Origin of the sequence: Microbacterium oxydans (assembly GCF_000956525.1) — a bacterium.
GTDB lineage: Bacteria > Actinomycetota > Actinomycetes > Actinomycetales > Microbacteriaceae > Microbacterium > Microbacterium oxydans_A.
The window spans coordinates 141,406-159,155 of record NZ_JYIW01000019.1; the positions used below are offsets into that span (position 1 = coordinate 141,406).

The 17,750-nt window shown below is 65.8% G+C and carries 17 protein-coding genes and 1 tRNA gene; 11 read left to right on the top strand and 7 right to left on the bottom strand.

Annotation, left to right across the window (positions count from 1 at the left end; genetic code table 11):
- Window positions 1–63 precede the first annotated feature (63 nt).
- Complete coding sequence (locus RS83_RS04365) at window positions 64–522, top strand: DUF6069 family protein (RefSeq protein WP_045278294.1); 459 nt, start codon at window positions 64–66, stop codon at window positions 520–522.
- On the opposite strand, the gene RS83_RS04370 is transcribed toward RS83_RS04365, so the two are convergent.
- From RS83_RS04370 to RS83_RS04385, 4 genes are all read right to left on the bottom strand, one after another.
- Window positions 500–934, bottom strand: coding sequence for a GNAT family N-acetyltransferase (locus RS83_RS04370; RefSeq protein ID WP_045278295.1), 435 nt, complete (start codon window positions 932–934; stop codon window positions 500–502). The two genes, RS83_RS04365 and RS83_RS04370, sit on opposite strands and share 23 nt — an antisense overlap.
- An 8-nt stretch (window positions 935–942) precedes the next feature.
- The gene (locus tag RS83_RS04375) at window positions 943–1,407 is read right to left on the bottom strand and encodes a hypothetical protein (RefSeq protein ID WP_045278296.1); all 465 of its coding nucleotides are present in this window, start codon (window positions 1,405–1,407) and stop codon (window positions 943–945) included.
- A gap of 1 nt (window position 1,408) precedes the next feature.
- Complete coding sequence (dcd, locus tag RS83_RS04380) at window positions 1,409–2,014, bottom strand: dCTP deaminase (protein WP_045278297.1); 606 nt, start codon at window positions 2,012–2,014, stop codon at window positions 1,409–1,411.
- Between the two features lie 629 nt (window positions 2,015–2,643).
- On the bottom strand, window positions 2,644–3,249 hold the full coding sequence (locus RS83_RS04385; RefSeq protein WP_045278298.1) for a TetR/AcrR family transcriptional regulator: 606 nt from the start codon (window positions 3,247–3,249) through the stop codon (window positions 2,644–2,646).
- Between the two features lie 87 nt (window positions 3,250–3,336).
- On the opposite strand from RS83_RS04385, the gene pdhA reads away from it, so the two are divergent.
- From pdhA to RS83_RS04415, 6 genes are all read left to right on the top strand, one after another.
- Complete coding sequence (pdhA, locus tag RS83_RS04390; RefSeq protein WP_045278299.1) at window positions 3,337–4,449, top strand: pyruvate dehydrogenase (acetyl-transferring) E1 component subunit alpha; 1,113 nt, start codon at window positions 3,337–3,339, stop codon at window positions 4,447–4,449.
- Window positions 4,446–5,456 carry an alpha-ketoacid dehydrogenase subunit beta gene (locus RS83_RS04395; protein ID WP_045278300.1) on the top strand — a complete coding sequence of 337 codons (1,011 nt, stop codon included), beginning with the start codon at window positions 4,446–4,448 and terminating at the stop codon, window positions 5,454–5,456. Before pdhA ends, RS83_RS04395 begins: the two co-directional genes overlap by 4 nt.
- Window positions 5,453–6,679, top strand: a complete 1,227-nt coding sequence (locus tag RS83_RS04400) for a dihydrolipoamide acetyltransferase family protein (RefSeq protein ID WP_045278301.1) — start codon at window positions 5,453–5,455, stop codon at window positions 6,677–6,679. The genes RS83_RS04395 and RS83_RS04400 overlap by 4 nt, the downstream gene beginning before the upstream one ends.
- A gap of 109 nt (window positions 6,680–6,788) precedes the next feature.
- Window positions 6,789–6,862 (top strand) — tRNA-Gly (locus RS83_RS04405).
- 461 nt (window positions 6,863–7,323) lie between these two features.
- A complete protein-coding gene (locus RS83_RS04410; RefSeq protein ID WP_045278302.1) occupies window positions 7,324–8,322 on the top strand; it encodes a metallophosphoesterase in 999 nt (332 codons plus the stop codon).
- The gene (locus RS83_RS04415; protein WP_045278303.1) at window positions 8,319–8,585 is read left to right on the top strand and encodes a hypothetical protein; all 267 of its coding nucleotides are present in this window, start codon (window positions 8,319–8,321) and stop codon (window positions 8,583–8,585) included. Before RS83_RS04410 ends, RS83_RS04415 begins: the two co-directional genes overlap by 4 nt.
- A gap of 130 nt (window positions 8,586–8,715) precedes the next feature.
- Here the strand turns inward: RS83_RS04415 and RS83_RS04420 are convergent, their stop codons facing one another.
- The 3 genes from RS83_RS04420 to RS83_RS18685 all read right to left on the bottom strand — a co-directional run bounded on the left by RS83_RS04420 (window position 8,716) and on the right by RS83_RS18685 (window position 12,029).
- A complete protein-coding gene (locus RS83_RS04420; RefSeq protein WP_045278304.1) occupies window positions 8,716–10,662 on the bottom strand; it encodes a hypothetical protein in 1,947 nt (648 codons plus the stop codon).
- 218 nt (window positions 10,663–10,880) lie between these two features.
- The gene (locus RS83_RS04425) at window positions 10,881–11,135 is read right to left on the bottom strand and encodes a helix-turn-helix domain-containing protein (protein ID WP_045278305.1); all 255 of its coding nucleotides are present in this window, start codon (window positions 11,133–11,135) and stop codon (window positions 10,881–10,883) included.
- Window positions 11,136–11,321: 186 nt separating this feature from the next.
- Window positions 11,322–12,029, bottom strand: a complete 708-nt coding sequence (locus RS83_RS18685; protein WP_156153110.1) for a hypothetical protein — start codon at window positions 12,027–12,029, stop codon at window positions 11,322–11,324.
- 117 nt (window positions 12,030–12,146) lie between these two features.
- On the opposite strand from RS83_RS18685, the gene RS83_RS18200 reads away from it, so the two are divergent.
- Genes RS83_RS18200 through RS83_RS04445 form a run of 4 tightly spaced genes read left to right on the top strand, consistent with a single transcriptional unit; the run spans window position 12,147 to window position 17,745 of the window.
- Window positions 12,147–12,902, top strand: a complete 756-nt coding sequence (locus RS83_RS18200; RefSeq protein WP_052678844.1) for a TnsA-like heteromeric transposase endonuclease subunit — start codon at window positions 12,147–12,149, stop codon at window positions 12,900–12,902.
- The gene (locus tag RS83_RS04435; RefSeq protein WP_045278306.1) at window positions 12,889–14,748 is read left to right on the top strand and encodes a Mu transposase C-terminal domain-containing protein; all 1,860 of its coding nucleotides are present in this window, start codon (window positions 12,889–12,891) and stop codon (window positions 14,746–14,748) included. The genes RS83_RS18200 and RS83_RS04435 overlap by 14 nt, the downstream gene beginning before the upstream one ends.
- Before the next feature lie 10 nt (window positions 14,749–14,758).
- Window positions 14,759–15,829, top strand: a complete 1,071-nt coding sequence (locus RS83_RS04440) for a TniB family NTP-binding protein (protein ID WP_045278307.1) — start codon at window positions 14,759–14,761, stop codon at window positions 15,827–15,829.
- Window positions 15,826–17,745, top strand: a complete 1,920-nt coding sequence (locus RS83_RS04445) for a zinc-ribbon domain-containing protein (protein WP_045278308.1) — start codon at window positions 15,826–15,828, stop codon at window positions 17,743–17,745. The genes RS83_RS04440 and RS83_RS04445 overlap by 4 nt, the downstream gene beginning before the upstream one ends.
- Window positions 17,746–17,750 lie beyond the last annotated feature (5 nt).

The following is a 17,750-nucleotide window of genomic DNA, read 5'->3' on the forward strand; positions in this document are numbered from 1 at the left end:
ACCGTATATATCGGTACCAACCGATCCCGATATCGCGTGCATCATCTGCTGAAGGAGCCCCTCATGGCCGCCATCGCCCCCACCGAACACCCGACGACACGGTCCCGCGTGCGCGTCGGCATCACCCTGCTCGCGGCCGCCGTCGTCGCGATCCTCCTGAACGCGGCGGTCGCCGCCGTGGCCGTCGCCGCCGGAGCACCCTCGGGCTACGGTCCGCTCACCCCACCCGCGTACGGACTCTTCACCGTGCTCGGCGTCGGCATCGGCTGGCTCGGATGGCGCCTCGTGCTCAGCCGCTCAGAGCACCCGAGCCGCACCCTTTCGGTGCTGGTCCCGGTCGTCCTCGTCGCGTCGTTCATCCCGGACATCCTGCTGCTCGTGCTCCGATTCATCCCCGGCACGACGACGTCGGCTGCGATCGCGCTGATGGCGATGCACGTCGTGGTCGTTCTCGTCGCGGTTCCCGCGTACCTGCTCGCGACACGTCAGCGGATGCAGGTCAACTCAGCGCGCGCAGCATGAAGACGTCGACCTCGTCCTCGTCGTCGACGACGAAGCCGGCGCGTTCGTACAACCGCCGAGCCGGACTCCCCTGCAGCACGTTGAGTCGGAACGTCTGCGCCTGAGCATCGCCGAGCACCTGCGCGAGCACCCCGGATCCGATCCCGCGCCCCTGCATCGCCGGGTCGAGGTAGAAGTGCTCGACCCACACCGCGCCCGCATCGTCACGGCGCAGCGCGATCGACCCGGCATCCGCGCCGTCGACCATGATCACCCGAGTCGACGACGGATCGAAGGCGTCGAGGAAACGCTGCCGCACCCGGACCGGGTCGTACCGGCCGAGGCGATCCAGGTCATCGAACAGCACGACCGCCCGCAGCTCCGCGATCCAGGTCGCGTCAGCCGTCGTGCTCGGGCGCAGCTCCCACGCCATCCGCCCGCTCAGAGCGGCAGCACCCCGCCGACGATCTGCGCGGTGACGTCGACCGCGGATCCCGCCGCGAAGGGGAACGTCGTGGTCGTCGCCAGGAAGATGCCGACACCGACCGCCGCGACGAGCAGGATCAGCAGGAATGCGAAGATCGCCACGGTCAGGCCGCGGTAGCCGCCGGATGACGGCACCTCGGGCGCGACCGTCGGCGTGGCCCAGTCATCGGCGACGGCCGATGGCTGCTCGCCGTCGAGGATCGCGGGCTTCCGGCGCGCGCTACGCGACGACGGGAGCATGGCCTCCGGCGGAGGCGGCGGGATGACGTCGTCGGCCGGCGGGATGTCGGCGGGCGGGGGCGGGATCACCGGCTCGGCGGAGATGAGCCCCTCCGGGATGGGCGTCTCGGGCGGGGCCGGGGGGATGACAGCGTCCGGCGGGGTCTGCGGATCCTGCTGGTTCGTGCCGTCATCACTCATGTCAACCTCCGACTGCGCCGTTGTCGGTGATCCCGACGTCTGTCCTGTGGAAGTTCTGGAACGAGCGCGACGCCGTCGGTCCACGCTGCCCCTGGTAGCGGTTGCCGTACGGACCCGAACCGTAGGGGTTCTCAGCCGGCGATGTCAGGCGGAAGAAGCACAGCTGACCGATCTTCATGCCGGGCCACAGCTTGATCGGCAGGGTCGCGACGTTCGCGAGCTCGAGCGTGACGTGTCCGGTGAAGCCCGGATCGATGAACCCGGCGGTGGAGTGCGTGATGAGACCGAGGCGCCCGAGCGACGACTTGCCCTCGAGGCGCGCGGCCACGTCGTCGGGCAGGGTGACCTGCTCGAAGGTCGCGCCGAGCGCGAACTCACCCGGGTGCAGGATGAAGGGCTCGTCGGGGGCGACCTCGATCAGGCGCGTGAGCTCCGGCTGATCCTCGGACGGATCGATGAACGGGTACTTGTGGTTGTCGAACAGACGGAAGTACCGGTCGAGGCGCACATCGATGCTCGACGGTTGGATCATCTCCGGCTCGTGCGGTTCGAGGCCGATGCGGCCTGATGCGAGTTCTGCCTTGATGTCGCGATCGCTGAGAAGCACGGGTTCAGCCTAGTTGCCCGTGCCGCCCTGATGTCCGAGGTCACTGACACATCCGCCGAGCCTTCGAGGCAAAACCGATAGACGCCGGGCACGGAGATACCCATGGCATGAGCGCAATACACCCGAGCAACCACTTGCGGGAAGCTTGGCGACGCTTGAGCCCAATACCCCCAGTTCGTGGGGCGCGCGGGAATTTCTACTCTGTACGTTGGACCAACCATCCAGCGCCGCTGCTGGGTCGGAATCCCAGGGGGAACGTATGAAGCGCGCAAAGCGTAACGGTCGCTGAATGGCACCTTTGTCTGCTCCAAGAGCTGACTCAGATCGCAAGGAAACAAAATGAATCAAGCACAAAATGCAAGCACCGCGAGGACATTGTGGTGGATCGGCATTGTTATCGCGGCGGCGTGCGCTGCGGGTGCTGTCGTCTTCGGAGTGAGCACAGGCCGCGATAGCGCGTTTATCGTGGCAGCTGGTCTCGCTGTTGTCGCAGTCGCGCTGTTCGCGGCCATGACGATGGGTACCCGACTTCGCGACCACTCTCGACGCGAACAGTAAGTTCTCGGACGGGGCCGGAAACTACTCCGCGCCCCGTCTTCGCGCCTCATCGCGCAACAAGACTTCGACGATCACTGCTGCGTGCCGCCCTGATGTCCGAGCAGCCGCAGCGCGCGCTCGGCTTGAGCCAGCGCATCCGCACGGTTCGGCGCAGCGGTCAGGCCGAGCAGCCGGCGCCGGTGCGGTTCGCCGAGCAGGAGGCCGAAGAGGGCTTCTGCGCGCTCGGCGCTGTCGTCGCCCGCGAGGTGCTGCTGCAGCATCCCGATGTACCCCTCCGGCCCGCTGGTGTAGAAGCGCGCCGCCAGGTCAGGGAACTGCGCGGACTCGCCGATCATCAGCCGATGCATGCCGACCGCGTCGTCGGAGTGCAGCACGAACACCAGGCGCGCGGCGGCGTCGAGGAGGGTCGAGGCCGCGGCATCCGACTCCGAGAGCGCCCTGGTCCTGAAGCGTTCGATGACTGCCGTGAACACCTCTGTCCTGTCGCCGAAGTACGTGTAGATGGTGCGTTTCGTCACGCGGGAGGCTGCCGCGATCTCGTCGATCGTCACCTGCCCGAGCCCTCGGGCGACGAACAGCGCGACGGCCGCATCGAGGATCTGGTCGCGGCGCTCCTCACGTTCTTCCGGCGTCGGTCGGCCGCGCTTGCGCGGGGCTCCTGCTGACGCGGCATCCATGATTCTCCTCGATTCGGAGCGATGCGATCTGCGCCCCCCCTCCCATCATATAATGAGACGGATTCGTTTCATTATTAGGAGGTCCGCATGGCCACGCGCACATCGGCTGCCAAGCGGCGCACGGAGACCCCGACGCCCCGCACCGAGACGAGGGACACCGATGCCCTCCTCGACTTCTACCGCCAGATGGTGCTGATCCGCCGATTCGAGGAGCGGGCCGCCCGCGCCTACACCCAGGCCGAGATCGGCGGCTACTGCCACCTCAACCTCGGCGAGGAGGCAACGGTCACCGGCCTGATGTCGGCGATGGATCCGAGCGACTACCTCTTCACGAACTACCGCGAACACGGGTACGCGATCGGGCGGAACATCGCCCCCGGCCGCATCATGGCCGAGCTCTACGGTCGCCGCGACGGCGTCTCGAAGGGATGGGGCGGCTCCATGCACCTGTTCGACCTCGAGGCGCGGCTGCTCGGCGGCTACGGCATCGTCGGCGGCCAGGTGCCGCTCGCGACCGGCGCCGCCCTCGCCATCGACTACCGCGGCGGGACCGAGGCCGTCGTCTGCGTCATGGGCGATGGAACCACGAACATCGGCGCCTTCCACGAATCCCTCAACATCGCCGCGCTCTGGAACCTCCCGATCGTCTACGTGGTCGTCAACAACGGCCTCGGCATGGGCACGACCGTCGAGAAGGCCGCCGGCGAGCCGGAGCTCTACAAGCGCGCTGCCTCGTATCGGATGCCGTCCGCCCGCGTCGACGGGAACGACCCCGTCGCGGTACGCGAGGCCGCACTCGCTGCGCTGGCATCGGCCAGGTCGGGCCGTCCGTTCCTGCTCGAGACCGTGAGCGAACGACTGAAGGGGCACTCCGTCGTCGACCCCGCCAAGTACCGCACGCGCGACGAGGCCGAGGCGCTCAAGGCCGCCGACCCGATCGCGGCCTTCGCGGTGCGCCTGGCTGCCGACGGCCTGCTCACCGACGAACTCATCACCGAGATCGACGCTGACGCCATGCACGTCGTCGCGGATGCCGTCGCCTTCGCCGAGGCCAGCCCGCACCCCTCCGTCGACACCCTCTTCGATTACACCTACGCGACCCCGGTGCCCAACGATTCGCGCCGCCTGCCGGGAGAACCGCTGTTCACCCCCGCGCCCCTCGGCTCGGCATCCCGCACCTCGAACGGAGCATCCGCATGAGCATCATGACCTACCGGCAGGCACTGCACGACACCCTCCGTGCGGAGATGCTGCGCGACCCAGACGTGCTGCTCCTCGGCGAGGAGATCGGCGTCTTCGAGGGCTCGTACAAGATCACGGCAGGACTCCTCGACGAGTTCGGCGAGAAACGGGTGCGCGACACCCCGATCGCCGAGGAGGGATTCACCGGTGCCGCGATCGGCGCGGCGATGCTGGGCCTGCGCCCTGTCGTCGAGATCATGACGATCAACTTCTCGCTGCTCGCGCTCGACCAGATCGTGAACCATGCCGCCAAGATCTACGGCATGTTCGGCGGGCAGGCGCGCGTGCCGCTCGTGATCCGCACGCCAGGCGGCGGCGGTCAGCAGCTCGGCGCGACGCACTCGCAGAACATCGAGCTGTACTACGCCTTCGTGCCCGGCATGAAGGTCGTCGCACCGTCGAGTCCTGCAGACGCGAAAGCACTGCTGCTCGCCGCGATCCGCGACGACGACCCCGTGCTCTTCCTCGAGAACCTGGCCCTGTACAACACGAAGGGCGAGGTGCCCGACGATGACACCCCGGCCGAGATCGGCCGCGCGGCCATCACCCGCACCGGCGCCGACATCACCGTGGTCGCCTATTCGCGGATGGCGGCCGTCGCCCTCGACGTGGCTGAGCGCCTCGCCGAGACCGACGGGATCTCGGTGGAGGTGGTCGACCTGCGGAGCCTGCGGCCGCTCGATCGGGAGACCGTGATCGCGTCGGTGCAGAAGACGCACTGCGCCGTCGTGCTGGAAGACGACTGGCTGACGTACGGCATCGGCGCAGAGATCGCCGCCACGATCTCGGACGGCGCGTTCGACTGGCTCGATGCCCCGGTGCGCCGGGTGGCCATGGCCGAGGTGCCGCTCCCCTACTCGAAGCCGCTCGAGACCGCGGCGCTCCCCTCATCCGATGATGTGGCCACCGCCATCCGGCAGACCCTCGCCGCCGTCGGCCACCGTTCGCAGAAGGACCCCCGATGATCGACATCCTCATGCCCCGCCTCTCCGACACCATGGAGGAGGGCGCGATCGCCACCTGGCACAAGCAACCGGGCGACCAGGTCGCGATCGGCGACATCCTCGTCGAGATCGAGACCGACAAGGCCACCATGGAGTACGAGGCGTACGAGGCCGGCATCCTGCGCGAGATCCTCGTGCCGGAAGGCGAGCAGGCCACGATCGGCATGGTCATCGCGTTGCTCGACGACGGGAAGCCTGCGAGTCCGAGTGCCGCGCCGGTTCCGGATGCCGAGGCGCCGGTCGCGGATGCCGGCGTGCCGGTTCCGGAGCCCGAGGTGCCGACCGAAGCATCCGCCCGAGTGCTTGCCACTCCCCTGGTGCGTCGGCTCGCCAGGGAGCACGCGATCGATCTCGCGCACATCGAGGGGTCGGGCCCCGGCGGGCGGATCGTCCGCGCCGACCTCGATCGTCTCTCGGTGCCGCAGGCCGCGGCATCCGTCGCTCAGCCGACTGCTCCGGAGCCGCGGGGCTCCGACGACGCACGGCAGTCCACCGCGGTGCCGTTCGATCGCACCCGTCAGGTGATCAGCCGGCGCCTCACCGAGAGCGCAGCATCCGTGCCGCATTTCACCGTCGCGTCCGTTGCCGTCGTCGACGACCTCCTCGCGCTCCGGGCCGAGCTCAACGCCCGCCTCGACGCGGCAGGACGTGCCCGCATCAGCGTGAACGACCTGGTGGTGCGCGCGTGCGCGATCGCGCTCACGGCGTTCCCCGGCGTCAACGCCTCGTACTCGCCTGAGGGCTCGGGCGCGACGCTCCAGCACGGGCGCGTGAACATCGGGATCGCGGTCGCCTCGGATGCCGGACTCGTCGTCCCCGTCATCTCCGACGCCGACCGCAAGCCCGCGTCGCAGATCGCGGCGGACTCCCGGCGACTGGCGGAACGCGCGAAGGAGCGCGGGCTCACCGCCGATGACATGGCCGGCGGCACATTCACGATCAGCAACCTCGGGATGTTCGGCGTCGAGCAGTTCACCGCGATCATCAACCCACCGGAGGGTGCGATCCTCGCCGTCGGCGCCGCGATGGAAGAGCCGGTCGTCATCGACGGAGCCGTCGAGGTGCGACGGCGGATGCGGTACACGCTCTCCGCCGACCACCGCATCATCGACGGGGCGCTGGCCGCGAAGTTCCTCGCGATGCTGACCGACCTGCTCGAGCATCCGCTGGATATCATCGCCTGACGGGTTCGCCCTCGGGCACCCTGCCTGCCCGTCCGTCCATCCGCCGTGCTTTGGCCAACCGGCGGCGGGCGGGTAGGCTTGCGTTCACCCGCTCCTCGGATGCAGGTACGGGACTGTAGTTCAATGGCAGAACTTCTGCTTCCCAAGCAGATAGCGCGGGTTCGATTCCCGTCAGTCCCTCCATGTGACTTCCAGAGTTACTCCGGACATTCTTGAGTTACTTCAGACTGAAGTTCTCAAGGATGATTGGCCCTCCCTCCCTGCCGTAGCCAGAGAAGACGGTCGCACACCTACCCTCCAGGGTGAGTATGACCCGGAGGGTCGGATCCTCGCTCTGCGCTGAACCTGCATCCACTTGCGCTTCCGAAGCTGACCCCCACCTCTGCTTCAGATACTGGCCCCCAGCTCCATGCTGGACTCGGGATGTGCGCGCAGCAGCGACACCGTGAAGCCGCATCAGGCAACGCCGCGATGAGCCCGAGCTCGACAGCGCTTGAAACAGTCGCCGGCAAGAGTCCGAAACAGCAGGTGACCGCTCGCTACACCATGCACACGCACCAGCAAGGGGTCCCGCGAGCAGCGCGCTCCGGAACGCACAGTGTTGCATAAGCGTCAAACCCGGTATACCTGGATTCGGAGGCATCATGCAGACACGCGACCACGCGAAGGACATTGATCTACCCGACCAGCGAGTGGCGGTCTGTGGAGATTGGCATGGTAACCAGGGGTGGGCTCGGATGATTTCCCGAGCGCTGCCTTATATTGCGCCCGACGTGACGACGCTGTTGCATCTCGGTGACTGGTGGATGCCTCCTCGTGCGGTCGACGAGATCTTCGCCAAGACCTCCATCACCCGCTTCTACGTCACGCTTGGGAACCACGAGCAGTGGGACGAGATCACCCCGCTCCTTGAGCAGCACTCCGGCGAAGCCGTGAAGGTCTCCGAGCTCACCTGGATACTCCCGCGGCCGGCACGCCTCACCATCGGCGGGCGCTCCGTGTTGTCGCTCGGCGGCGCCTCATCCGTCGACCGCGAGTCCAGGCAGGAAGGATTGACGTGGTGGCCGGACGAGGCCATCACCGACACCCAGGTCGCCGAGGCCATCGCCGGAGGTCCCGCGGACCTGATGCTCACGCACGAGTCTCCGGCAGGCACGCCTGTCCGCGCTGTCCGTGAGACCCTGCGGAAGAACCCGCATTGGTTCACGAAGGCGGCGTTGGAGGCGTCCGCGGCATCACGCGCGCGAATCAGCGAAGTCTGGGATGCCGTGCGCCCCGAGCTGCTCACGCACGGCCACATGCACGTCGGGGCAGGCGGCAAGACCCCGGACGGCCGCCGCGTGGCGAGCCTCGGACGCGAGGGCCACGAGTGGAACCTCGGGATCCTCGACATGAAGAACCTGAGGATGGCGACCCCGAGCCTGGCGATACTCCGCGGCTACTCGGAGGACTCTCGTCGCACGAGAGAGCAGCGGATGCACAGTACCGCTGAAGCCCTGCACTCGGGCGTCCTTGGCGGATTGAAGCCCTCTACTCGGGCGCTCCGGGACGCTCAGGACTACATCGACGGAGCCCGCACCCTCGACGAGCTCATCGAAGACGTCCGGCGCCGCCACACCCGTAACCGTGAGGAAGAGTCATGACCGAGGATGCACCGAACCCGTGGGCTGAGATTGTCGGCCCGTGCTACACGGTGTCGAGCGTGGCCCGCGCACTCGGATGGTCGGAGGAGGAGGTCATGGAGGGTGGACGCACGCTCCGTCTCCTCATGCTGCACACCGACGACGGCGTTTACCTCTTCCCGTCATTCCAGCTCTTGGACGGAAAGGTCGTTGAGGGGCTGCGGGAAGTCTTGTCGTTCTCCAGACGGGGGCAGACGACCCCTGGACGTGGGCGCAGTGGTTGAACGCCGCATTGCCCGAAGAGGACCCGCCCCGCAACATCACGCTGCTCTACGAAGGACGCCTCGGGGAGGCGTTGCGGGATGCCCGGCACGATGCCTGGTCGTGGAGCTCGTGACCCGTGGCGAACTGTCGCTACAGTTCGCGTTCTTCGCCCTCCACAAGCATCGCTGCAGACACGAACTCGTCGTTGATCTTGATGACTAGGGCGATGGTGAGCTTCAGTGTTGTGATGTACGCCTCGAAGTGGGCGCCTGGACCGTCTAGATCCGCCTGCGAACCGTGCAGGTACTTGTTACGGATCTCAGGCCCATTGTGAAACTGCGATTTATTGAGCTGATAGTTGAAGTAGCTGGCTTCGGCGGTCGTGAGCAAGCTAGCGGCCAGCCGTAGCCACCCTCGGTCCACCATCTCGTCTGCTGCAGCGCGGGCACGCTCTGTGAGATGGATATAGCTTGCCGCTTCGTTCGAAACCAAGGACCGAAGGATTAGGAACTGGGGCGCGCTCCCAACCTGAACCCGGTTGCCGGAGTTCCGCAAGACTCCGAGGCCGATGAGCTGGTCAAGCGTCGGCCTCTGATGCTCTTCAAACTGGTCGTAGGTGACCTGGTTGCGGAGGAGTAGCGTGGCCAGATCGTCGGCTTGCAGATCCTCGCTGATGTAGTTCATCGCCGACTGGTCCGAGAACAGGGCGTAAAGGATCCCCTCGATTTCCGGCGCATTGCTCGAGTAGAGGTACTTCTTGTCCAACAGGCTCGGCACCTGGTGGTAGCGGACGTTGTCGGAAGCGATTCCGAGCAGTTCGCGGTCGATCTCACCGTCTTCTGCGTAGAGTGCGAACTGACGAACTACGCTCTCCATCTCGACAAGCAAGTGTCGTGTCTTCTCAAGGAAGCTGGATCCTCTAGCGGATGCCCTGAACGAGAATCCTCGGGCGCCGAACTCATCAGGGAGGTAGTCGTGAAAGAACCACGAAACGACGGATTCTAGTTCGACGTCTTGGCTCTCCAGGAAGCTCAGCGCGAGTTGCGTCTGCAGCGTCGACAACATGTCTCGAACCCGGTATGCCGCACCGATGTGATAGTCGGTCTGTCCGGTCGTCATCATGAAACGCTCGAAAACGCCCAACTCTGCCTGGTGAGACGGAAGGGAGAGCAGCACGTTCTCGTCGGTGAACTCGAAGAGGTGCTGAAAGTTGTTCAGAATGCTCGGGTTGTCTGTCGTCTTCTCTAGCCATTCCCGACTGTACGAGGAGTGCACCACCATGCCATCGATGTCCGACACGACAGGCTCTGCTTGGTCGTCAACGATCCGGAGCTCGGCACCCGACTTGATGCCGGGGTTCTGTTTGAAGATCGCCTCGGTCTCGCGATCCCGGCGCCGCTTGGCCTCAAGCTTCAAGCGAGCATCAACGCCGGTAGTCTTCTCGCTGATTGGGGCAGTTTCTATGAGACGCAGGTAGTTCGAGTTGGCTTCTTCGGCTCGAACATAACTGGCCATCAGCTCCCGAGAGTCTGCGGCCGTGAGCGATCTAGGAAGGTAGCGCGCATTCCGCCTGTCCTTTGAAAAGAGCTGCCGTATGAGCAACTCGGCGTTCTTCGAATCGTTCAGAAGTAGCTCTCGAAGACTCGAGTCGTACGCCTTCACCAACGCCTTGTTCGACAACATCTCGCTCAGATGGATGCCGTTGCCCACAAGTACAGCGAGCATTACCTCCGGGCTGCAGCGCTCGAACGCACGATTGCTACCCAGCAGCGTGAGCGCGTCGGAGTGATACTCGCGCGGGACTCCCTGAACAAGATCACGCACGTTGGCCTCATTCACCTCAGTGAAAAAGCGGGCGACGGCGCTCTTGGCGCGAGCGCTCTGTTCGGATAGGACGAAGCGGTCCCCCTCCGCCATCGACACTGGCACGAAGCCCGAATCCTCGAACCGGTGAGCGTTGTACAGTTCGATGGCGTCCGTCGCGTCAATGAGCGGTGCGCCATGGTCAAAGTCTCGCAAGATCGATGCCGCATCATCGACCTGCCAGTACGTCGCAAAGTCCCCCGAACCGTAGTAGCGCAGTCGCCGTCTTGCCATCCGTGAATCCCCCGCTCGTCCAACCGTCGAGGTCAGGCTATCTCCCACCTCCGACGCGGATGACCGCCCCAAGCGGTCTGCTTCACACTTGCTGAGGGCTCGCTGAGCAGTCAAAGATCCGTTGCCAAGAAAGGCTGAGCAGTTGCGGCTGGCGGCCCCGCCGCCCCGCGGCGCCCGAGGCCCGTCAGTGCGAGTCGCTCGCGCCGGTAGAGCGCATGCTAAAGGCGAGACTCAGCCATGAGCTGTTCGACAGACAGATCGAAAGCGTCAGCGATGCCGACCAGCGTCGTCATGCGAGGATTTGACGGCCCGGCATCCTGTTTACCACTTGCCGACCGGCCGGCTTCGATGAGCTGGAGCTGGTTCTTGGTGATCCCGATTCGCACGGCGAGCATCTCCTGCGTCAGGCCCGAGCCCTGACGGAGCGCACGGACGACGCCGCCGAACCTTTCAGCCGCTTCAGGACCCCACATCGCACACCACGCCTTGACAGGGGGCGATGCGTTTCAGGTGCGAAAGCGCCCCGTTGGACGTGTCTAACGGTACAAGGTCCCATTCGTGATTCTTGGCGCGCCGCTTGTAATCCCGGTAAACCGGGATTACAGTGCTACCCCATGAGGCGCAGCCATCTTTGGCAGGCTCCATCCGAGCCCCCCAGGTCAGCTACGGAGGCGCGCTTCTCGCCACGTGTTCTGGAGCCTCGCGATGATGACAGCCCCCCGTTCGCGCTCGTAAACACCTCCAGTGAGCGCCAGGTCCACGGCCACGACCGCATCCGGCATGGACTGCCGCGAATAGGGAATTGGAAGCGTGTTATCGAACAGCACGTTCATTCCTTCGTAGTCCTCGACGAAGGCATGACGGGTGGCGAAGGCTGCACTCGTTCCGTCCCGGACGTATCCCGCTGCGTAGTTGTACGCGCGATTGACCCGCACTCCGAGGTGACGCGCAGCCGGCCTTCCCGTGCGGATGAGGCCCTCCCATGCGACGTCTGGAGTCGTTGATGACGGAGCGTAGTAGCGCGCACGAGTTCGACCAGAGGTGGCTTGCACGATCTCCTCCGCAGATAGCGCAGTGACCTGCTGACGCACCCGAGCCAACGTGCTCGTCGACAGCCACGTCGCCTGTAGACCTGATAGCTCCCAGAGCATCCCCCACGCAGTCGGCGCGCTCAGTGCACGCCCTCTCCCTCGCTGCGCAGTCGTTCGGTAGCGCTCGACGGCAGCTCGGCTCGTGAGCCACGCCCCTGAACGCAACTGACGACCCGCTATCAACCGATCCTTCAGCAAAGCCTCAGCATGCCGCTCGCTGACTGCGAGAACTGCTGCCGCGTCCGCCGCCGTGATCTCTCGTTTCTCATATTTCATCGTTTTCCCGATGTTATATGGCATCTAGCCGGGAGCGAAATCTCGCCATTTATGGGTCGCATCTGGGATTTCACTGTCTGACGCATTTGGATTCCTGGTGCCGCGGAAATACTAGACATGACAGAAAACACAACACACTCACCCGGCACTGCGACCTGGATTCGAGACGGAGTCGCGCAGTCCGCACCGCTCGACGCCGGCCTCCTCGCACAGGAGCTCTACGTCGCCGACCCGGTTCGCGTCGGAAACGCCTATCCACACCAGCGGAACTACCACGGCTACTACTGGATGGCCGCAACTCAGAAGCACGTCTGGCATGAGTCGCTGCTGGAGCGCGACTCCCTGATGTGGCTTGACCACACGGCAGACATCGTCGCCATCGCTTCCCAGCCGATGCTGCTCGTGAACGGAGGCGGCGTCTACCACTACCCTGACTTCATCGCCCTCGACGCCCGCGGCGAGCAGACCGTCTACGACGTGAAACCCTACGGGCGGCTCAACGCTAAGGCGCTGGCGCAGTTCGAGTGGACCCGAACCGTCTGCGAGACCGTGGGCTGGAACTACCGCATCCTCACCGAGCTCCCGCACCAGCATCACGTCAACCTCACCTGGCTCGGCCAGTTCCGCCATCCCGGCCACCACCCCGGCATGGACGCAGAAGACGAACTGCTCGCCGCGCTCGGCCCCGACTCAACCGTCGGCGACGCCATCACGCTCATCACCGCGAAGAGCACGCCCCTCGCCCGAAGCCACGTCTTCCACCTCATCTGGGCGGGCGCCCTGTCCATCGACATGAACGCTCTCTTCTCCAACAGCACCCCGCTCGTCACCCCCGCCTCTCACCGTCAGGAGTTCCCGCATGCCCACGCCTAACATCGCCGTCGCCGTATCCATCGACGGAGACATCTACGAGCTCGAAGCCGCCACCACTAGGGGCGTGACTCTCATCCACCGTGTCACGGGCGACAGCCGCACCGTGACCCACGCCGAGCTCGCCAACATCGTCCCCGGCGAAGAGCAGCGCTCACCTCGCCTGCTCGAGCAGGTACCGACCCACGTGCTGCACGCTGCGAGCATCCTTGCCACCGACATCGACGAAGTCCTCACCGGCGTGGGCCGGAAGGGGAAGTGCTGGCCGGAGTACGACCTGGAGACCACCAGCCAGGAGCAGCGCATCGCCCGCAAGCTCGTCGAGCTGGAGCGCGCCGGGCGTGGCATGGCCCGCTCCACCTTCTTCGACAAGCTCATGAAGTACCAGCGAGACGGACTCGTCGGGCTCATCGACGGACGCGCCCTTAGGAACTACGTCCCGAACGAGAAGGTCGAGCCGGCCGTTATCAGTCACCTCATCAAGGCCATTAACGACCAGGTCAAGTGGTCCACCGGCACGAAGAAGCGTGTCATCGAGCAGACCACGAAGTCAGTCGAAGCCGTGTACCCGGGCATCAAGCTCCCGAGCAAGTCCGCGTGGTACCTGCTCATTGACCGATTCGGTCACGGCAAGCATGTCACCGGCAGCGCCAAGACCCGCAAGTCTCTCGCCAACCGGCCCAAGGACCGCATGATGGGGAAGAGCGAGCCCCTCCTCCCCGGCTCACAGGTCGAGGTCGACACGAACACCATGGACCTGGAGGTCCAAACGCCGAAGGGCGAGCGCAAGCGCGCACGCCTGTCCCTCATGCTGGACGTGCACTCGCGCACAATCATGGCCTACACGTTCCGCCTGGACGCGGCGAAGGGCGTCGACCACACCATGCTGCTCGCCCAGGCCCTGATGCCGCGGACCAATCGCCGCTCCCGTTCGGACTACCGCGAGCAGCTTCGACGGAAGCACCCAGGTCTGCCCCTCCTCACCAACGAGGACTATGAGCGTCACGCTGCAGAGCACCCGTACATCTACCCGGCCAACATCACCGTGGACCGCGGCACCGACTACATCACCCCGACGTTCCGTAACGCGGTGGAGCAGCGCGGCGGGAGCGTTGTCCTCTCGGCGCCGTACACGCCGACGAGCAAGCCGCATGTCGAGCGCCAGTTCCACACCATCAACACGATGTTCGTTCAACACCTCGAGGGCTACGTCGGCCGCAGCCCCGAGCACAAGGGCAAGGAAGTCCCGACCGAGAAGCTGCTGACCCTGGAGGCGCTCCGGGAGCTGTTCGAGGACTGGGTCGTCAGCGTGTGGCAGAACGAGCCTCACAGCAGCCTCCGCCATCGTCTGCATCAGACGCGTCTCATCTCACCCAACGAGAAGGCTGGGCAAGCAGCGCTCAGCGTCGCGCAGCTGCACCTGCCGCTCACCGAGGACAACTTCATCCTCATGTTCCCGAGTAAGTTCCGCCGCATCACGGCCACCGGCGTCAAGGTCGATAAGCGCGAGTACGACGCTCCGGAACTCAACATGCTCCGCGGCACGCTGTCGGACATGCCGCGCCACAAGGGCAAGTGGGAAGTGAAGGTCGACCCATACAACCCCGAGGCTGTGTGGGTTATCGGCGGAGAAGGCGAGCTCATCGAGTGCCTTGAGCGCGGCGCTGAAATGCGTCGGTACGAGCCCGACTTCGCCCCGGTCGAGGACGACTACCGCGTCCTCACCGCAAAGGCCGACGCCGAACTCGTCGGAACGCCGTTCCCGCAGGCCAAGCAGCCCACGGCCCCTCCCGAGTACACGGTCATCGAGGAAGCCCTCGACGACGACGACTACCTCCCCACCTTCTGAAAGGACCACCATGACCACGCTCGCCTTCACCAGCCACGACTCCGACATCACCGCCCTCAACCGCTGGGAGTCCCTTCTCCACTACCTGCAGCACCCTCTGACCGCGCCGGCGCCGCTCGACTCCACGTCATCCGCCGACAGGCACGAGCACGACCAGCAGCGGATGGACTACCTCTCCGGAGGCATCGTCCTCCGCACCTCAACCGTCGCCGAGGGCAAGCTCCTCCTCACCCGCGCCTTCCAGGAGAACCGGTCCCGCAACTCCGGGCACGCCGGCGTCATGCTCTCCGGTGACTCCGCTCTCGGCAAGACCACGACCGCCAAGCGCCTGATGCGCTGGGTCCTCGAGGAGTACACCAAGCAGGTTCCCCACTGGGAGCAGGACGAGCACATCCCGGTCATGTATGTCGAGGTGCCCTCCGGCAGCAACGCCAAGGATCTGCTCCGCGAGTTCTGCGACTTCTACGGCCTCTCAGTCCTGTCCCGCGACACGACCGCCGACCTCCGGACCAAAGTCGTAGGCGCCATCCGCCGCGCCCGCACCCAGCTCATCGTCGTCGACGAGCTCCACAACCTCGCGGGCCGCGCCTCCGGGCTCGGCGAAGCCGTCGACCTCCTCAAGGGCCTCCACAACGATGTCTCCGCAACGTTCCTCTACTGCGGCCTCGACGTGACCACCTCCACCCTCATGCACGGACCGCGCGGCCGGCAGCTCATGAACAGGTTCGCGGTCGTCGAACTCGAGACCTACAAGTGGTCCAACGCCGACCACCGCAAGGAGTGGAAGAACCTCATCCGCGGATTCGAAGCCGAGCTCCAGCTCCGGCACCACCCGGTCAAGACGCTCGACCCGCTCGCCGAGTACCTCTACGAGCGCACGCGCGGCTCCATCGGCTCGCTCGGCCGCCTGCTGACCGGCACCGCCATCGACCTCATCCAGAACAAGGCGAAGGTGGAACTCCTCGACAAGAAGCTGCTCGACGCCTACACGCTCGACCTCACCGCCGAGACCTTCTACCGGAACGTGCTCGCAAAGAAGAAGACCAAGTCGATGTCGGCACTCGAGAAGGTGATGGCATGACCCCCGCCGCCCTGCACCGCAGCTTCCCGTTCACCGTCCGCCCCGCCCACCGCGAGACCCTCGACTCGTTCACGCGCCGCACCCTCGCCGTCAACGGCGAAAGCACCGCGCTCCCGCGGCACCTCGTCACGCTCGCCAAGGAACACGACGCCGACGCGACATGGGAGTCGCTCCTCAGCACCAAGGTCCGGCGCCCGCTCGACAGGCTCGTCACCACCCCGTCCCTCGACGACGCCGGGCTTGACGAGTGCGAGTTGTGTCGGTCGCAGGCGTTCGAACGGTGGGCGTGCTTGCTCTGCAGCCACGGTGAGCACATCCAGCAGCACCCTCACCTCGACGACCTCGTCTGCGAGCGCCACCGGCGATGGACTGGCCCGGGCACGACTGCGGAGACACAGACCGCGGTGACGGCGGCCGAGGTCGCCGCTCACCGCCGGTTCCAGCGCCTCCGTCGTGGTGGCGGCCTCGACCTCCACCTGTTCTTCGGAGTCCTCAGCGCACTCAAGGGTGACCTTGACCAGCCGACCGCCAATGTCTTCCGTCATGCCGTCGCCATCGTCGGCTGGGCCCAGCGGACCGAGACGGCGCAGCGCTTGTTCGACCCCGCCGTCCCATACGCCGCGACGTTCACCTGGCTCCGAGAGGCGATGGCCAACATCGTCGCGCGCCCGACCCCGGCCGCCGCTCGAGCGGTCTGGCTGCACCTCTGGCCCGCACATCTCGCGCTGAACACGGCGCTCCGGGGCTACGCCGGGTACCGCGCCAGCAACGCCCACGACTTCCAGCTGCCCGACGACATCACCAGCCGGTATCCCCGCCCCTCGGCCCTGCAGAGCACACGGGAGTACCTCGCGTGCACCGGGGACGACAACCTCTCGGCTCTCGCACGCCTCGCCCGAGACAGTGACGAAGCACCGACGGTGACGGAACCGCAGTTCCGCACCATCCACTGCACGCGAGGTCACCTCTACATCGAGGTCCGCACGGCGGACGAAGATGACGTCGAGACCCCGTGCCCGACCTGCACCGGGGTTCACGTAGAGCGGGGCGTGAACGACCTCGCGACGGTGTCACCCCTCATCGGGGCACAACTCCACCCCACCCTGAACGGGGACCTGACCGCCGCAGGCATCACGGCGCGGAGTCACACGGTGGCTTGGTGGAAGTGCCCAGAGAAGGGTCACCCGTTCCGGGCAATGCCCTTCAACCGGACGCTCAACGACGCCGGATGCGCCGTCTGCCTCAACCGCGTGACGCTGGTCGGCGTGAACGACCTCGCCACCACGCATCCACGCATCGCGCGAGAGCTGCATCCGAAGAACGGCTACGCCAAGACCGCGACGCAGCTGAACGCCGCCGACCCGAAGACGCGCGACTGGCTCTGCCCGAAGGACCACGCGTACCGCGCCTCGGTGAAGCAGCGCGTGCGCGGCAAGAGCTGCCCTGACTGCAAGAAGCAGCGCACCCGCACCTCCGGGCGCAGCATCGTCGACGCTCACCCGCACCTGGTCCCGAGCTGGCTGCCGGAACTCAACGACGGGCGCGAGCCCGCGGATTACACGAAGGGCTCGAAGCTCGAGGTCATCTGGCTGTGCACCAAGAACTGGCACACGCACACCTTCCCCATGCGCCTCGAGGCGCGTACCCGAGGCTCCGACTGCCCGTACTGCGCCGGCCGCCTCATCCTCCCCGGGTTCAACGACTTCGCCACCACAGACCCGGAACTCGTTGGCGACTGGCATCCCTACCGCAACCGCAAGTACCCGAACGAGGTGATGCGCGGGTCGAATGACAAGCACCACTGGAGGTGCAAGAACGGCCACGAGACCCACCAGAGCATCCCGAACCGGCGGCTGTCGGGCGGGTGCGTGGAATGCCCGTGGCATGAGCGGCCGGGGAACAAGGCGACGAGGTGACGATG

Excerpts from the sequence above, each read along its gene's own strand:
- RS83_RS04440 (WP_045278307.1), top strand. The coding sequence starts at position 14,759 with ATGACCACGCTCGCCTTCACCAGCCACGACTCCGACATCACCGCCCTC.
- RS83_RS04370 (WP_045278295.1), bottom strand. The coding sequence starts at position 934 with ATGGCGTGGGAGCTGCGCCCGAGCACGACGGCTGACGCGACCTGGATC.
- RS83_RS18200 (WP_052678844.1), top strand. The coding sequence starts at position 12,147 with ATGACAGAAAACACAACACACTCACCCGGCACTGCGACCTGGATTCGA.
- RS83_RS04420 (WP_045278304.1), bottom strand. The coding sequence starts at position 10,662 with ATGGCAAGACGGCGACTGCGCTACTACGGTTCGGGGGACTTTGCGACG.
- RS83_RS04410 (WP_045278302.1), top strand. The coding sequence starts at position 7,324 with ATGCAGACACGCGACCACGCGAAGGACATTGATCTACCCGACCAGCGA.
- RS83_RS04425 (WP_045278305.1), bottom strand. The coding sequence starts at position 11,135 with ATGTGGGGTCCTGAAGCGGCTGAAAGGTTCGGCGGCGTCGTCCGTGCG.
- RS83_RS04400 (WP_045278301.1), top strand. The coding sequence starts at position 5,453 with ATGATCGACATCCTCATGCCCCGCCTCTCCGACACCATGGAGGAGGGC.
- pdhA (WP_045278299.1), top strand. The coding sequence starts at position 3,337 with ATGGCCACGCGCACATCGGCTGCCAAGCGGCGCACGGAGACCCCGACG.
- RS83_RS04435 (WP_045278306.1), top strand. The coding sequence starts at position 12,889 with ATGCCCACGCCTAACATCGCCGTCGCCGTATCCATCGACGGAGACATC.
- RS83_RS04385 (WP_045278298.1), bottom strand. The coding sequence starts at position 3,249 with ATGGATGCCGCGTCAGCAGGAGCCCCGCGCAAGCGCGGCCGACCGACG.
- RS83_RS18685 (WP_156153110.1), bottom strand. The coding sequence starts at position 12,029 with ATGAAATATGAGAAACGAGAGATCACGGCGGCGGACGCGGCAGCAGTT.
- RS83_RS04445 (WP_045278308.1), top strand. The coding sequence starts at position 15,826 with ATGACCCCCGCCGCCCTGCACCGCAGCTTCCCGTTCACCGTCCGCCCC.
- RS83_RS04375 (WP_045278296.1), bottom strand. The coding sequence starts at position 1,407 with ATGAGTGATGACGGCACGAACCAGCAGGATCCGCAGACCCCGCCGGAC.
- RS83_RS04365 (WP_045278294.1), top strand. The coding sequence starts at position 64 with ATGGCCGCCATCGCCCCCACCGAACACCCGACGACACGGTCCCGCGTG.
- RS83_RS04415 (WP_045278303.1), top strand. The coding sequence starts at position 8,319 with ATGACCGAGGATGCACCGAACCCGTGGGCTGAGATTGTCGGCCCGTGC.
- RS83_RS04395 (WP_045278300.1), top strand. The coding sequence starts at position 4,446 with ATGAGCATCATGACCTACCGGCAGGCACTGCACGACACCCTCCGTGCG.